The 15103-nt window shown below is 70.1% G+C and carries 11 protein-coding genes and 1 tRNA gene; 7 read left to right on the top strand and 5 right to left on the bottom strand.

Annotated features, from left to right (window positions below; genetic code table 11):
* Positions 1 to 54: 54 nt before the first annotated feature.
* Positions 55 to 759 carry a pseudouridine synthase gene (locus ACEJ41_RS00340; RefSeq protein WP_374012826.1) on the top strand — a complete coding sequence of 235 codons (705 nt, stop codon included), beginning with the start codon at positions 55 to 57 and terminating at the stop codon, positions 757 to 759.
* 11 nt (positions 760 to 770) lie between these two features.
* Here ACEJ41_RS00340 and ACEJ41_RS00345 read toward each other — a convergent pair whose 3' ends face one another.
* From ACEJ41_RS00345 to ACEJ41_RS00355, 3 genes are all read right to left on the bottom strand, one after another.
* The gene (locus ACEJ41_RS00345; protein ID WP_374012827.1) at positions 771 to 2324 is read right to left on the bottom strand and encodes a PH domain-containing protein; all 1554 of its coding nucleotides are present in this window, start codon (positions 2322 to 2324) and stop codon (positions 771 to 773) included.
* Complete coding sequence (locus tag ACEJ41_RS00350; RefSeq protein WP_374012828.1) at positions 2321 to 2839, bottom strand: PH domain-containing protein; 519 nt, start codon at positions 2837 to 2839, stop codon at positions 2321 to 2323. The genes ACEJ41_RS00345 and ACEJ41_RS00350 overlap by 4 nt, the downstream gene beginning before the upstream one ends.
* A 72-nt stretch (positions 2840 to 2911) precedes the next feature.
* Positions 2912 to 3820, bottom strand: coding sequence for a lauroyl acyltransferase (locus tag ACEJ41_RS00355; protein WP_374012829.1), 909 nt, complete (start codon positions 3818 to 3820; stop codon positions 2912 to 2914).
* Positions 3821 to 3878: 58 nt separating this feature from the next.
* On the opposite strand from ACEJ41_RS00355, the gene dtd reads away from it, so the two are divergent.
* The 3 genes from dtd (at position 3879) to ACEJ41_RS00370 (ending at position 6497) form a co-directional block, all read left to right on the top strand.
* Entirely contained in the window at positions 3879 to 4319 is a 441-nt protein-coding gene (gene dtd / locus ACEJ41_RS00360; RefSeq protein ID WP_374012830.1) for a D-aminoacyl-tRNA deacylase, read from the top strand.
* A gap of 113 nt (positions 4320 to 4432) precedes the next feature.
* Positions 4433 to 6301: an RNA polymerase sigma factor RpoD gene (gene rpoD / locus ACEJ41_RS00365; RefSeq protein WP_374012831.1), complete on the top strand. Its 1869-nt coding sequence runs from the start codon at positions 4433 to 4435 to the stop codon at positions 6299 to 6301.
* Positions 6302 to 6421: 120 nt separating this feature from the next.
* Positions 6422 to 6497: transfer RNA gene (locus ACEJ41_RS00370), tRNA-Ile, on the top strand.
* Positions 6498 to 6552: 55 nt separating this feature from the next.
* Here ACEJ41_RS00370 and ACEJ41_RS00375 read toward each other — a convergent pair.
* Positions 6553 to 7029: a hypothetical protein gene (locus tag ACEJ41_RS00375; RefSeq protein WP_374012832.1), complete on the bottom strand. Its 477-nt coding sequence runs from the start codon at positions 7027 to 7029 to the stop codon at positions 6553 to 6555.
* 43 nt (positions 7030 to 7072) lie between these two features.
* Complete coding sequence (locus ACEJ41_RS00380; RefSeq protein ID WP_374012833.1) at positions 7073 to 10546, bottom strand: PAS-domain containing protein; 3474 nt, start codon at positions 10544 to 10546, stop codon at positions 7073 to 7075.
* Positions 10547 to 10710: 164 nt separating this feature from the next.
* On the opposite strand from ACEJ41_RS00380, the gene ACEJ41_RS00385 reads away from it, so the two are divergent.
* Genes ACEJ41_RS00385 through ACEJ41_RS00395 form a run of 3 tightly spaced genes read left to right on the top strand, consistent with a single transcriptional unit; the run spans position 10711 to position 15049 of the window.
* Entirely contained in the window at positions 10711 to 12102 is a 1392-nt protein-coding gene (locus ACEJ41_RS00385; RefSeq protein WP_374012834.1) for an MFS transporter, read from the top strand.
* Positions 12099 to 14522, top strand: a complete 2424-nt coding sequence (locus ACEJ41_RS00390) for a GH36-type glycosyl hydrolase domain-containing protein (RefSeq protein ID WP_374012835.1) — start codon at positions 12099 to 12101, stop codon at positions 14520 to 14522. Before ACEJ41_RS00385 ends, ACEJ41_RS00390 begins: the two co-directional genes overlap by 4 nt.
* Positions 14519 to 15049, top strand: a complete 531-nt coding sequence (locus tag ACEJ41_RS00395) for a gluconokinase (RefSeq protein WP_374012836.1) — start codon at positions 14519 to 14521, stop codon at positions 15047 to 15049. Before ACEJ41_RS00390 ends, ACEJ41_RS00395 begins: the two co-directional genes overlap by 4 nt.
* Positions 15050 to 15103 lie beyond the last annotated feature (54 nt).

Genomic DNA, 15103 nt, shown 5'->3' on the forward strand with positions numbered 1-15103 from the left:
AGATGCGCGGTGGCACGGCTGACGAGGCCGGGACCGTGGTGCCGAGGAGGAAAGATGCCGTCAGCATTGCCGGTGTTGTACGAGGACGGGTGCCTGGCGGTGGTCGACAAGCCGGCAGGGTTGATGGTGCACGACAGCGTGCTGGCCGCCCACGAGACCGACTTTGCCGCTGATCGCCTGCGCGCGCAGTTCGGCCGCCCGATCTTCCTGGTCCACCGCCTCGATCGCGCCACCAGCGGCTGCCTGCTGCTGGCGTTCGACCGCGACACCGCCTCGGCGCTGGGCAGGGCGGTGATGGCGCAGCAACTGGACAAGCGCTACCTGGCGGTGTGTCGCGGCTGGCCGGAAGAGGCATTCACCATCGATCATCCCCTCGACGGCGGGCCCGGCAAGCCGCAGAAGAAGCCCGCGACCACGCACTTCCGCCGGCTGGCGACAGGCGAGCTGGCCGAGCCGTCGTCGGGCTTCCAGACCTCGCGCTACGCGCTGCTGGAATGCACGCCGGTGAGCGGCCGCTTCCGCCAGATCCGTCGCCACCTCAAGCATGCCTCGCACCACCTGATCGGCGACACCAGCCACGGCGATGGCCGCCACAACCGCACCTTCCGCATGCGTGGCGTGCACCGGATGCTGCTGCATGCATGGATGCTGGGCTTCCCGCATCCGCATGACGGCCGCCTGCTGCAGGTGGCGGCCGCGCCAGCGGACGGGTTTGCCGCGGCGATGGACCTGTTCGGCTGGACGTTGCCGCCGACCTGAACCGCGCCGGCCTACCAGCGCATCCGGCGCGCGGCCAGCACCCGGCCCAGGCGCGCATGCAGGGCCCTGGCTTCGGCGTGCGGCAGGAAGCGGATGCGCAACGGTGGCGACAGCGGGCCAGCCCCGGCCGTGTCCAGCCACAGGCTGGCGGTGCCCAGCAGGCGGTCCAGTGGCGAGCGCTGCAGTTGCAGGGCCTGCACCTTGTCGAGCTCGGCCATGCGCCACCAGCGCGACCACCAGCCACCGCGCACCGCCAGCAGGCGTGCATCCACCACGTATCCCAGGCGTCCGGCCTGCTGCCACGCCGCATACGCCGACCACGGCAGCCACAGCGCGGCCAGCAGGCTCCACGGCCCCAGGTGCCACCACAGCACCGCCACCAGCAACACGGTCCACGGCACCGAGCTGGCGAACAGCCGCCACCAGCAGCGGCGCGGCACGCCCTGCCATGCGGCCGGTGGCCATTGCACGCCCGGCAGCAGGTGGACGAACAGCGCCTCGCACGCGGCGGGCGTGGCGATCGGTGCCAGTTCGCGCAGCTTGCGCGGATCATTCTCGCCGCCGCCGGTAGCGGTATCGATGCGCAGCGCACGGCGTCCAAACCAGCGGTGCAGCAGGGTTTCCTGCTGGTACCAGGCCTGGATGCGCCGGGGCGCAACGCTGGTGCGCAGGCGCGCGAACAACCCGCGTTCGACCACCAGCCGTCCCTGCGTCTGGATCAGGCGGAAGCCGTAGTACTGGCTCAGGGCCAAAGCCACCGACAACAGGCGGATGGCAGCCATGGCCACCGCCACCAGCACCAGGGCCGCACTTGCCATCCCGAGCCACCCCAGGTGCAACTGCTCGGCATAGCCGGCCGCGCCGCGCACCTGCTGTTCCAGCCAGTTGCCCATCATGCGCTCGGGACTGGCCTGCGCCACCAGGCCTGCGGCGGCGGCCACCACCAGCATCCCGCGGTTGGAGACCAGGCCCATCCGCACCACTTCGCCCAGTGGCATGGACAGCAGCGTGCGGCCCTCGGCCTGCCCGGCAGGCGCCGCCCCGTCCGGCCTTTCCGCAATGCCTGTCGTGGTCGCCGCGCCGCTGCCGTGGTGGCGGACCAGTTGCTCCAGCGCCAGCGCCTGCTGCAGGCCAAGCACGCGCATCTGGCCTTCGGGCTTGTTGCCGCCGGCCGACTCCAGCCGCACCTCGGCCACGCCGAACAGCCGGTGCAGCAATGACTGGTGCACGCCGACGTTGTGGATGCGGGTGAACGGGATCTCGCGCAGGTTCCGCTGCAGCAACCCGCTGCGGATGCTGATGCCTTCAGCGCCGATCCGGTAGCGATAGGTGAAGTACTGCAGCACCGAAACCACCACCAGCGCCAGTACGCCGGCCAGCGGCGCGTACTCGGCGTACTCGGCATATGGCCAGGCATCGTGGTCGCCGCGGCCGGCGAACATCAGCACCAGCAGTGGCACGATGAACTGGCGCAACTGCTGCAGCAGCACGAACAGCCACGACCACGGATGCAGGCGCTGGTCGGGCGTGCCGGTCGCAGTGGCGTCGGTGTCGGTCTCGCTCACAGGGCGTCGTCGGTTGCGACCTGGCGCGCCAGGTGCTCGCGCAGGCGCTCGGCGTCGGCGAAGCCCAGCAGTGGAAGTTTCACCGCGGCCATGCGGGTGCCGGCCGTGTGCACCACCAGCGTGGCCAGGCCCAGGCGCCGCTCCAGCGGCCCGCGTTCCAGGTCCAGGTGCTGCACGCGCGAAACCGGCACCAGGGTCTCAGACCACCACAGCCCGCCGCGGCGCGTGGCGAAGCCGTCGGCGTCGAGTTTCCAGCCGATCCTGCGGTGCCGGAACACGCCGAAGGCCGCGCCGGCCAGCAGCACCAGTGCGGCCACCACCAGGATCGTGCGCAGGCGCTCAAGGTCGAACACGACGCTGACGGCCACGCCCAGGCCCAGGCCGATGCTGACTCCCAGGGTCAGGCCGGTGGCGGCCGCGTACAGCAGCGCGCCGCGCCGGGGCAGCGGTTGCCATCCGCCCGTGTGATCGATGCGGGGCAGGTCGGGAGGGAATAGGTCCGGGGAATCGGTCACGGGCAGGTGCGGCCGGCAGCGGTGGTCCCCGATCCTAAGCGTTCGGCGCGGGTCGGGCACGCCCGCCGTTGATCATTGTCGCGCGTAGGGCGTGGATTCCCCGCTGCCCGGCGGGCGCAGGGTGTAGCGCTTGTAGGTCCACTGGTACTGGGCCAGCTCGCGCCGGGCGATGCGTTCGACTTCGGCATTGAGGCAGGCCACCGCCACCTGCGGGTCCGGATCGGCGATCGCGGCCGGGGCCGGCTCCACGTGCAGGGCAAACTGCGGCCCATCGCCGATGCGCTCGCACCAGGCCAGCAGCACCGGCGCGCCGGTACGCTCGGCCAGGCGCGAGAGCAGGGTCATGCTCAGCGCCTGCACGCCGAAGAACGGCGCGAATTCCCCATCGCCGGCCTTGGGCTGCTGGTCCGGCAGGATCCCGACCGCGCCGCCTTGCTTGAGCACCTTCCACAACTGGCGCACGGCCGGCCCTTCGGCACGTACCTGGCGCACGTTGTCCAGGCCGCGGACCTGCTGCAGGAAGGCGTCGCCGGTGGCCGACTCGGGCGGCCGGTACACCACCGCGATCGGCCCGCGCGAGGCCAGCCACTGGTTGAGCAGTTCCCAGTTGCCGAAGTGCGGCGCGGCCACGATCACCCCGCGGCCGGCGGCCAGCGCGGCGTCGTACAGTGCTTCCCCGTGGCGTTCGCGCAGCAGCCGCTGGAGGTTGCCCGGTGCGGGCCGGGTCCACAGTTTCAGGGTTTCCAGCGCCTGGCGCGCGGTGGTGCGCAGGATCCGGCGGTGCAGGGCCGCGCGCTCAGGCGGGTCCATGCCGGGGAAGGCCAGCTCCAGGTTGCGCCGTGCAACCCGGCTCTCGCGCGCATCGCTCCAGCGCCACAGCGCGGCAACCGCATCGCCCAGCCGGTACAGCACCGGCCAGGGCAGGCGCCCGGCCAGCGATGCGACGGCGACCAGCAGGCGGGCGTTGCGATGCGCGGACATGGCCGGCAGTCTAGCGGCCCGCGTCCCAGTCCGGTCCGCGGCCAATGCGGAGGACACCATGCTCGCCCTGATCCAGCGCGTTACCCAGGCCAGCGTGCAGGTCGATGGACAGGTCATTGGCCAGATCGGGCCGGGGCTGCTGGCGCTGGTCGGCGTGCAGCCCGGCGACGGCCCCGCGCAGGTCGAGCGCATGACCCGCAAGCTGCTGGGTTACCGCGTGTTCGCCGACGATGCCGGCAAGATGAACCTGTCGCTGACCGACGTGCAGGGCGGCCTGCTGCTGGTGAGCCAGTTCACCCTGGCCGCCGATACCTCCGCCGGCATGCGCCCCGGCTTCAGTACCGCAGCCGTGCCGCACGAGGCCGAAGCGACCTTCAGCCAATTGCTGCATGCGTGCCGCCAGGCCCACGCCGGGGGGGTGGAAAGCGGCCGGTTCGGCGCCCATATGGTGGTTGGCCTGGTCAACGACGGCCCGGTCACCTTCCTCCTGCGGGTTTGACCCAGCTGAACAGGAAGCGGTGCAAGTTGTTGACTTGAAAGGTCAAACGGGCCGCCAGAGCGGCAGCCTGTTATAATGCTAGGTTCTCTTACCCACAGACGGTGGCGCGCCAGATGGCCAACGAACGTCCAGCCCAATCCGAAATCAAGCAGCTCATCAGCAAGGGCTTGGAGCAGGGCTACCTGACTTACGCCGAAGTCAACGATCACCTGCCCGACGATATCGTCGATGCGGAGCAGATCGAAGACATCATCGGCATGATCAACGGCATGGGCATCGATGTCCATGAGGTCGCGCCCGATGCCGAGACCTTGCTGCTCAATGACGGCAACACCGGCAATCGCGAGATCGACGACACCGCCGCCGAGGAAGCCGCCGCCGCGCTGACCGCGCTGGATTCGGAAGGTGGCCGCACCACCGACCCGGTGCGCATGTACATGCGCGAGATGGGCACGGTGGAACTGCTGACCCGCGAGGGCGAGATCGCCATCGCCAAGCGCATCGAGGAAGGCCTGGGCCAGGTCCAGGCCGCGCTGGGCAGCTTCCCGTGGACGATCGAGCTGCTGCTGGAGGAGTTCGAGCTGCACAGGGCCGGCAAGAAGCGCCTGGCCGAAGTGGTGGTGGGCTTCAACGACCTGCTCGACGAGGTCCCCGAGCCGGTTGCCGCCGCTCCCGCCCCCGCTGCTGACACCGCTTCGGACGCGGATGCCGAAGAGGACGAGGACGCCGACGATTCCAGCGACGACGAGGCCGAGGCCGGCCCCACCGGCCCGGACCCGGCCGAAGTGGCGCGGCGCATGGATGAGATGGCCGCCTCGTACGCCAAGTTCAAGCGCGCCCACGCCAAGGGCGGCCCGCAGGCCAAGAACGTGGTCAAGCTGCGCGCCGAGATGGCCGAGCAGTTCGTCTCGTTCAAGCTGCCGCTGCCGCTGACCGACGTGCTGGTGCGAAAGCTGCGCGACATGATGGGCCAGATCAAGGACCACGAGCGCCGCGTCCTGTACCTGGCCACCACCGTGGCCCGGATGCCGCGCCGCGACTTCATCCGCTCCTGGGACGGCAACCAGATCAACCTGGGCTGGGTGGACGAGGTCCTCAAGCGCAAGCAGAAGTGGTCCTCGGCGCTGCGTGACGTCAAGGACCAGATCATCGCCGAGCAGGAAGCCACCATCGCCATCGAGCAGGCCATGTACCTGGACCTGGCCGACATCCGCGAGATCGGCCGGCAGATGGCCTATGGCGAAGCCAAGGCGCGCAAGGCCAAGAAGGAAATGGTCGAGGCCAACCTGCGCCTGGTGATCTCCATCGCCAAGAAGTACACCAACCGCGGCCTGCAGTTCCTGGACCTGATCCAGGAAGGCAACATCGGCCTGATGAAGGCGGTGGACAAGTTCGAATACCGCCGCGGCTACAAGTTCTCGACCTATGCGACCTGGTGGATCCGCCAGGCGATAACCCGCTCGATCGCCGACCAGGCGCGCACCATCCGCATCCCGGTGCACATGATCGAGACGATCAACAAGCTCAACCGCATTTCCCGGCAGATGCTCCAGCAGTACGGCCGCGAGGCCACCCCGGAGGAGCTGGCCAAGGAAATGGACATGCCCGAGGACAAGATCCGCAAGGTCATGAAGATCGCCAAGGAGCCGATCTCCATGGAGACGCCAATTGGCGACGACGAGGACTCGCACCTGGGCGATTTCATCGAGGACACCAATGTGCAGTCCCCGATCGACACCACCACCGACATCAACCTGATGGAAACGGTGCGCGACGTGCTGGCCGGGCTGACCCCGCGCGAGGCCAAGGTGCTGCGCATGCGCTTCGGCATCGACATGAACACCGACCACACCCTCGAGGAAGTGGGCAAGCAGTTCGATGTCACCCGCGAGCGCATCCGCCAGATCGAGGCCAAGGCGCTGCGCAAGCTGCGTCATCCCTCGCGGTCGGAGCAGCTGCGCAGCTTCCTCGACCTCGAGTAAGCCGGCCGCTGCACGCCTGGTCGAGTCGAAGGCCCCGCCCGGTGCGGGGCCTTCGCTTTTTTGCCCGCACGGCACGCTGGCCGCTGCCCGCGCCGCTCCACTACACTCGCGTTCCAGCGCGGGCCCATAGCTCAATGGTTAGAGCACGGGACTCATAATCCCTTGGTTCCAGGTTCGAGTCCTGGTGGGCCCACCATCTGGGAGCAGCCCGGGGCGCCGCCGCAGCCGGCGGGCCGCACCGGTGCGGCCTGTTACCGGATCAGTTCGGCGATGTCGGTGTCGCGGAAGTGCACGGGCATGTCCTGCTGTGCACACAGTCGGGCCGCGTGTTCCCAGCCCTCGCTGTCGCGCAGGGAGAACGACGTGCGGTCGGTGATGACCCATTCGGCCGGGGTCGGTTCCGGCGCGCCGTGGTGGTCGCCGCAGGCCTGCTGCACGCGGAAGGTGGTCGGGCCGGTCTGCTCGATCCCGGCGAACCTGCAGAACGAGCCTCCCCAGAACAGCCCTTCCCGCCGCAGCAGGGCGGTGGTGGCACCGGACGCGGTGGCGCAGGTGTCGTCGGTGCGCACGTAGTAGCCGCGTTCCAGCGGCAACGTGTCGATCTGGCCCGGCGTAGCCGCGGTGTCGGCGGCGGTGTCAGCCGCTCCCGCGCCGGAGCAGCCGGCCAGGGCAATGGCAGCCGCGGCGATGCCGACGCGGGCCGAGCTGTGAAAAGCGAATGCGATCATGTGCTGGTCCCCGATCCGGCAGCCGGTCTGCTGCCTCCGTCGTCTAGAAAACAGGGCCCGGCTGAACACCGGATGACAGCCGCCCGGGGTCGCCGGCCGGCACCTGCGCGGCCAGCCACGCGCGCAGCGAGGCCGGCTTCACCGGCTTGGTCAGCAGCAGGTAGCCGCGCTGGCGCGCGTGGTGCTTGAGCGCGTCGCGGCCATCGGCGGTGAGCAGCGCGCCGGGGATCGGGCCACCGGCGCGGCGCAGTGCGTCCAGGGTGTCGAGCCCATCCATGCGGTCATGCAGGTGGTAGTCCACCAGCATCACCTGCGGTGCGCTGTCGGCCACGCGCGCCAGCGCGTCATCCACGGTGCTGGCGGTGATCGCCGCGGCACCCCAGCGCGCCAGCAGCAGGCGCATGCCGTCGAGGATCTCGCGGTCGTTGTCCACGCACAGCACGCGCAGCCCGGCCAGTGAGCCGGAGGCGGCCAGTGCCGGCACCGGCGCCACGGTCGCGTCGGCATCGGCGCGCGGCACGGTGATCGAGAACATGCTGCCGCGGCCCACCTGGCTGCGCGCGTCCAGGCCATGGCCCAGCAGGCGCGAGATGCGCTGGCAGATCGACAGGCCCAGGCCCAGGCCGCGCTCGCCCCAGTCGAACGGCTGCTCGTAGCGGTGGAACTCGTCGTAGATCTGGCGCATATGCGGGGCGGGGATGCCCGGGCCGCTGTCCCATACCTGCAGCACCACGTCGTCGCCGCGCACGCGCAGGCCCAGCACGATGCGGCCCTGGCGGGTATAGCGCAGCGCATTGGCCAGGAAGTTCTGCAACACCCGGCGCAGCAACCGGCGATCGCTGCGCACGGTGCAACTGCGCGCGTGCACGCGCAGGCCCAGGCCGCGGCCGGCGGCCACCGGTGCGTACTGGGCGGCCAGTTCGCGCAGCAGTTCGCCGGCGTCGAACACGGTCAACTCGGCCTGCAGTGCGCCGGTGTCCAGGCGGGAGACGTCGAGCAGGCCGTCGAGCAGTTCCTCGGCCGCGCGCAGCGAGGCGTCCACCCGTTCGGCCAGGTGCCGTTGCTCCTCGGGTGCGCCGTCGCGCAGGGCCGAGGCGAACAGGCGCGCGGCGTTCAGCGGCTGCAGCACGTCGTGGCTGATCGCGGCCAGGAAGCGGGTACGCGACTGCTGCGCGTCCTCGGCCTCGCGGGTGCGCGCGGCCACGCGCTGCTCCAGGGTCTCGTTGGCTTCGCGCAGGGCCTGCTCGGCGTGCTTGTAGGCGGTGATGTCGTTGTAGCTGGTGACGTAGCCGCCGCCCGGCAGCGCCTGGCCGCGCATCTCGATCACGCTGCCGTCGGTGCGCACCCGCTCGAACACGTGCGGGGTGCCGGCGCGCATGTGCTCGATGCGCTTGTGCACGTGCTCGCCGATGTCGCCCTCGCCCAGCTCGCCGCGGGCGGCGTTGTAGCCGATCAGGTCGGCCACGGGGCGGCCCACGTAGAGCATCCCGGCCGGATAGCCGAACATCTGCTGGTAACGGCGGTTCCAGGCCACCAGGCGCATGTCCGGGTCCACCACGCTGACTCCGGCGCTGATGTTCTCCAGGGTGGTGGAGAGCACCTGCCGGTTGAAGCGCAGCTCCTGGCCGGCCTCGTCCAGCAGGGCCACCACCTCGCCCAGCTCCATGCCCGAGCCGCTCAGCGCGCTGGTCAGCACCAGGCGCGCGGAGGCCGCACCGATGGAGGCGGCCAGCAGGCGCTCGGTGAACTGCATCCAGGCCCGGTCGGCGACAAGTGCCGGTTGCAGCTCGCCGCCCAGGGTGCGGGCATGCTCGGAAAACGCGCGGTCGGCATGGCGCTCGCCGACGATGCGCCTGGCCAGTGCCATCAGCTCGCCGATGCTGACGTTGCCGGTCCATTCTCCGTGGCCGAGGGCCTGGCGCTGCGCATACGGGTCCAGGAACGGGGCGATGCGCAGGCGCTCGTCCATGTCCGGCCGCCAGCGCGCCGACACCACCATCATCACCGCGCTGTTGAGCAGCAGCGACCAGAAGGTGCCGTGGGTCAGCGCGTCCCAGCCGCTGAGTCCGAACAGCTGCTGCGGTCGCAGCCACAGCAGTCCGAACGGGCCATGCTCCATCCACGGCGCCTGGAACAGCCCCGAGTCGGCCAGCGCCGGCAGCAGCAGGGTGTAGACCCAGGTGGCGAAACCGGTCACCAGGCCCAACTCCACGCCACGGCGGCTGGCGCCGCGCCAGTACAGCCCGCCGATCAGGCCCGGCGCGAACTGCGCCACCGCGGCGAAGGTCATCACCCCGTAGGCGGCCAGGCTGGTATCGCCGCCGATCCAGCGGTAGTACGCATAGGCGCACAGCGACAGCAGCACGATCGCGGCCCGGCGTACCCACAGCACCAGCGAGGCGACGTCGGCGGCGGCATGGCGCTGGCCCCAGCCGCGGCGCAGCAGCACCGGCATCACCAGGTCGTTGCTGACCATCGTGGCCAGCGCGATGCTGGCCACGATCACCATGCCGGTGGCCGCCGAAAACCCGCCCACGTAGGCCGCCAGTGCCAGTGCGTCGCGGCCCTGCGCCAGCGGCAGGGCCAGCACGAAGGTGTCGCTGGACACCTGCCCGTCGCTGCCGAACAGGGCCACGCCGGCCGCGGCGATCGGCACTACCATCACCGAGATCAGCAGCAGGTAGCCACCGAACATCCAGCGCATCTTGCGGATGTCGGCCACGTCGCCGCATTCCACCACCGCCACCTGGAACTGGCGCGGCAGGCACACGATGGCCAGGAAGCCCAGCAGGGTCTGGGAGACGAAGCCGACCGGCGGCGCCTGCTGGAACAGGGTGCGGGCCGAGTCGGCGATGCGCAGCTCCTGGCCGCCCAGCCAGGCCCAGGCGAACACTCCAACCGCGACCATCGCCATCAGCTTGACCACCGATTCCAGCGCGATGGCCAGCATCATCCCGTGGTGGTGCTCGGTGGCATCCACCTGGCGGGTGCCGAACAGCGCGGCGAACAGCGCCATCAGCAGGGCCACGTACAGCGCCGGGTCGGCGGTCACCGCGCCCTGGCCGGCGTCGTGGCCGGACAGCACCGACAGGCTCATCGCCACCGCCTTGTACTGCAGGGCGACGTACGGCACCGCACCGAGCAGAGCGATCACCGTCACCAGCGTCGCCAACCGCCGCGAGCGGCCGTAGCGGGCGGAGATGAAGTCGGCGATGGAGACGGTGTTCTGGCTGCGTGCGATCAGCGCCAGGCGCTCGATGATGCGCCAGCCGAACAGCAGCAACAGGATCGGCCCCAGGTAGATCGGCAGGTAGCCGATGCCGTTGCGTACCGCGCTGCCCACCGCGCCGTAGAAGGTCCACGACGAGCAGTACACCGCCAGCGCCAGGCTGTAGACCACCGGGCGCAGCCACGGCCGGTGCGGGTACATCGGCCTGCGGTCGCCGAACCATGCCACCGCGAACAGCAGCGCCGCATAGCCGATCGACACCAGCAGCAGGATCCAGCTCGGGACCAAAGCGGCCCTCCTTCGGCGTGAACGCGCGAGTGTACTGTCCGCCGGCGGCCGACGCCGCTTGCCTGCGCGGCCCGATACCGGCAAGCTCGACAGCGCTGTCAGGCGAGCCGGTGCATGCGCGAGGGGCGCGATCCCGGTCTTCGAGGCGAAGGGGACACGCACGCATGCATCAACACCACGACACGGCTGCGGCCGCACTTCCGTCCGCGGCCCGGCAACGCCTGCGGTTGCGCGAGAAGATCGGCTACGGCTTCGGCGATTTCGGCTTCAATCTCTACTGGGCCAACATCTCGGCGTTCCTGCTATTGTTCTATACCGACGTGATGGGCCTGGCCGCCGCGGCCGTGGGCACCATGATGCTGGTCACCAAGCTGTTCGACGCGGTGACCGATCCTCTGATGGGTGCACTGGCCGACCGCACCCGCAGCCGCTGGGGGCGGTTCCGCCCTTATATGCTCTTCGGTGCGCTGCCGCTGGCATTCACCGGCGTACTGACCTGGACCGTGCCGGACCTGAGCGACGGCGGCAAGCTGGTGTGGGCCTACGTGACCTTCAGCCTGATGATGCTGGCCTACACCGTGCTGAGCATGCCGTACTCGGCACTGAGCGGGGTGATGACCTCCGACAGCCAGCAGCGCACCACGCTGGTCAGCTTCCGCTTCATCGCCGCCTTCGCCGGCACCACCGTGGTCAATGCGCTGACCCTGAAGCTGGTGGGCGTGCTGGGTGGCGGCAACGAGCCGCTGGGCTGGCAGCTCACCCTGGGCCTGTACGGCGTGGTGGCCAGCATCGCGTTCCTGACCGCCTTCGCCACCACCCGCGAGCGCATCCAGCCGCCGCCGCAGCAACGCAACCAGGTGCGCCAGGACATCGCCGACCTGTTGCACAACCGCCCGTGGCTGGTGCTGTTCGTGCTGACGCTGGTGATCATGGTGACCATCGTGATGCGCAGTGGCTCGCTGGTGTACTACCTCAAGTACTACGTGGAGCGGCCGGAACTGACCTGGCTGTTCCTGACCTGCTACTCCGTGGCGCTGGCCGTGGGCGCGGCGCTGACTCCCGTGCTGACCCGGTTCATGGACAAGCGCGCGGCGATGATCTGGCTGATGGTGGGCGTCGGGGTGGTGTCGTGCGGCATGTACTTCGTGCCGAGCGACCAGATCTGGACCATGCTCGCGCTCAATACCCTGGTCGGCCTGCTGCTGGGGCCGAAGTCGCCGCTGGCGTTCTCCATGTATGCCGATTGCGCCGACTACACCGAGTGGAAGACCGGACGCCGGGCCACGGCCATGACCTTCGCCGCGGCCACGTTCTCGCAGAAGCTGGGCGGCGCGGTGGCCTCGGCCACCATCGCCTGGGTGCTTGCGGGCATGGGTTACGTCGCCAACCAGGCGCAATCCGACGCCTCGCAGCTGGGCATCATCCTGCTGCTGACGGTGATTCCGGGCGTGGTGGCGCTGCTGGCCGGGTGGGTGATGCGCGCCTATCCGCTGGATGACGCCACCCTGGTGCAGTTGCAGGCCGAACTCGACGCACGCCGGGAGTTGCAGGCATGAACGGTCCCACCCGCAGCCTGGTCCATTACGGTTTCGTCGAGCAGGGCCGCCGCTTCGTCCTGAGCAGCCCCACGGTGATGCCGCAGGCGTCCACCTTCCTGTGGAACCGGCGCATGCTGCTGCAGCTCAACTGCCGCGGCTATGCCACCGCGCAGTTCATGCAGCCCGAGCCCGCCAAGTACGCGCACGCGCCGAACCTGGAGGCGCGGACCTTCATGCAGCCGGAGCAGCCGTACTACGCGCACCACCCGGGCCGTTTCTGCTACGTCAAGGACGAGGACAGCGGGCTGCTGTTCTCGGTGCCGCACGCGCCGGTGAACCGCACCCCGGACCGCTACGCCTTCACCATCGGCGCCGGCGAAGTGGCCTGGACGGCAAGCTGCAACGGCATCGAAGTGGAAATGAGCGTGGCCCTGCCAGTGGACGACGTGGTCGAGCTGTGGACCGTGCGCGTGCGCAACCGCTCCGGGCGGCCGCGGCGGATCAGCCTGTACCCGTATTTCCCGGTCGGCTACATGTCGTGGATGAACCAGTCCGGCAGTTACCGCGCCGACCTGGGCGGCATCGTCTGTGCCAGCGTCACCCCGTACCAGAAGGTGGCCGACTGGTTCCGCCAGCGTGACTTCATGGATCGCACGGTGCTGCTGCACGAGCGCGCGCCCGATGCATGGGAGGCCAACCAGGCCACGTTCGAGGGCGAGGGCGGGCTGCACGCGCCGTCCGCCATCGTCGGTGCCGAACAGCTGGCTGGCGGCGATGCGCTGTACGAGACGCCCACCGCCGCATTGCAGTACCGCATGCGCCTGGTGCCCGATGCGCAGGAGGAGTACCGCTTCCTGTTCGGCCCTGCGCGCGACGATGCCCAGATCACCGAGCTGCGCCGTCGCCACCTGTCCGCGCGTGGCTTTGCCGATGCCGCCGCCGCGCATGCGCAGTACCTGGAAGGCGGACGTGGCTGCCTGCACATCTCCACCCCCGATCCGTGGCTGGATGACTTCACCAACCACTGGCTGCCGCGCCAGGTCTACTACCACGGTGATTCCAACCGCCTGAGCACCGACCCGCAGACCCGCAACTACCTGCAGGACCACATGGGCATGGCGTACCTGCGCCCGTCCACGGCGCGCGCCGCGTTCCTGCACGCGCTGTCGCAACAGGAGCCCAATGGCGCCATGCCCGACGGCATCCTGCTGGCCGAAGGCGCGGAGCTGAAGTACATCAACCAGGTGCCGCACACCGACCACTGCGTGTGGCTGCCGGTGTGCCTGCGCGCGTTCCTGGACGAGACCGGCGACGACGCCTTGCTGGACGAGATGGTGGCAGATCGCCAGGGCAATGCCGCCAGCGTGGCCGAGCGCCTGGACCGGGCCATGCAGTGGCTGCTGGACCAGCGCGATGCGCGCGGCCTGAGCTACATCGCCCAGGGCGACTGGTGCGACCCGATGAACATGGTCGGCTGGAAGGGCAAGGGTGTGTCCGGTTGGCTCTCGCTGGCCAGCGCCCATGCCCTGAACCTGTGGGCCGACATCTGCGAGCGGCACGGCCGCCACGCCCAGGCGGCGAGCTTCCGCGACGGCGCCGCGGCGTTCAATGCGGCGGTCAACGCGCAGCTGTGGGACGGTGACTGGTACGGCCGCGGCATTACCGACGAGGGCGTGGTCTTCGGGGTCAAGGCCGATACCGAGGGCCGCATCTACCTCAACCCGCAGAGCTGGGCCATGCTCGCCGGCGCCGCCGACCAGCCACGCCGGCAGCGGCTGCTGGCCGCGGTGGATGCGCACCTGGTTTCGCCGGCGGGCGTGGCCATGCTCGACCCGCCCTATACCGGCATGCGCGAGGACGTGGGTCGGCTGACCCAGAAGTTCCCGGGCTCGGCCGAGAACGGCGCCGTCTACAACCACGCCGCCGCCTTCTGGATGCATGCGCTGTACACGGCGGGCGAATCGGACCGGGCGTTCCGCACGCTGCGCGCGATGCTGACCGGGCCACGCCTGGACGAATGCGTGCAGCGCGGCCAGTTGCCGGTGTTCGTGCCCAACTACTACCGCGGCGCCTGGCGCCTGCATCCACGCACCGCCGGCCGTTCCAGCCAGCTGTTCAACACCGGCACCGCGGCCTGGATGTACCGCTGCCTGGTGGAGGAACTGTTCGGCCTGCGCGGCCAGGGCCAGGGGCTGCGCATCGCCCCGCAACTGCCTTCGCACTGGCCGCGCGCGCACGTCCTGCGGCGCTTCCGGGGCGCCGAGTTCGAGGTGCAGATCGAGCGCGTGGATGGCGTGACCCGGCCGCGCGTGGCGGTGGACGGGCATTGGCTGGACGGGGACGTCTTCAGCGACATCGCGCCCGGCCGCCGTTACGAGGTGCGGGTGGAACTGCCGCACGCGCCGCGCGCCGCGGACGGGGCAGGGCCGGCGGCATGAGCGCCGGCGGCAGCAGCGCGGCGCGCGTGGCCGTGGTGATGGGCGTGTCCGGCAGCGGCAAGACCACCCTGGCCCGTGCCTTGGCTTCGGCATGGGGCGCCACCTTCCTCGATGCCGACGACTTCCACAGCGAGCAGGCCAAGGCGCTGATGGCCAGCGGCCAGCCGCTGACCGACGCCATGCGCCAGCCCTGGGTGGAGCGCATCGCCGCCGACCTGGCGCGCCGGGTGGCGGCCGGCGAGAACGTCACCCTGGCCTTCTCGGGCCTGCGCCGCGCGCACCGTGACATGCTGCGCCAGGCCGGGTTGCCGCTGCAGTTCCTGTTCCTGCACGGCGAGGCGGAACTGATCGCCTCGCGCATGCGTGCGCGCAGCGACCATTACATGCCGGTCTGCCTGCTGGACAGCCAGTTCGCCGCCCTGGAACCGCCGCACGACGAGGCCGACGTGGCCCGTATCGCGGTGGAGCTGGCGCCGGACGCACAACTGCGCTGCGCGCTGGACGCGCTCGGCGTGGCGGCAGGCTGAACGACGAAGACTGCGACCGCGCGACCGCGCGACCGCGCTTCGGGCCGGATGCCA

The organism is Pseudoxanthomonas koreensis, assembly GCF_041890415.1.
Classification (GTDB): domain Bacteria; phylum Pseudomonadota; class Gammaproteobacteria; order Xanthomonadales; family Xanthomonadaceae; genus Pseudoxanthomonas; species Pseudoxanthomonas koreensis_A.

Excerpts from the sequence above, each read along its gene's own strand:
- dtd (WP_374012830.1), top strand. The coding sequence starts at position 3,879 with ATGCTCGCCCTGATCCAGCGCGTTACCCAGGCCAGCGTGCAGGTCGAT.
- ACEJ41_RS00375 (WP_374012832.1), bottom strand. The coding sequence starts at position 7,029 with ATGATCGCATTCGCTTTTCACAGCTCGGCCCGCGTCGGCATCGCCGCG.
- ACEJ41_RS00355 (WP_374012829.1), bottom strand. The coding sequence starts at position 3,820 with ATGTCCGCGCATCGCAACGCCCGCCTGCTGGTCGCCGTCGCATCGCTG.
- ACEJ41_RS00340 (WP_374012826.1), top strand. The coding sequence starts at position 55 with ATGCCGTCAGCATTGCCGGTGTTGTACGAGGACGGGTGCCTGGCGGTG.
- ACEJ41_RS00390 (WP_374012835.1), top strand. The coding sequence starts at position 12,099 with ATGAACGGTCCCACCCGCAGCCTGGTCCATTACGGTTTCGTCGAGCAG.
- ACEJ41_RS00385 (WP_374012834.1), top strand. The coding sequence starts at position 10,711 with ATGCATCAACACCACGACACGGCTGCGGCCGCACTTCCGTCCGCGGCC.
- rpoD (WP_374012831.1), top strand. The coding sequence starts at position 4,433 with ATGGCCAACGAACGTCCAGCCCAATCCGAAATCAAGCAGCTCATCAGC.
- ACEJ41_RS00395 (WP_374012836.1), top strand. The coding sequence starts at position 14,519 with ATGAGCGCCGGCGGCAGCAGCGCGGCGCGCGTGGCCGTGGTGATGGGC.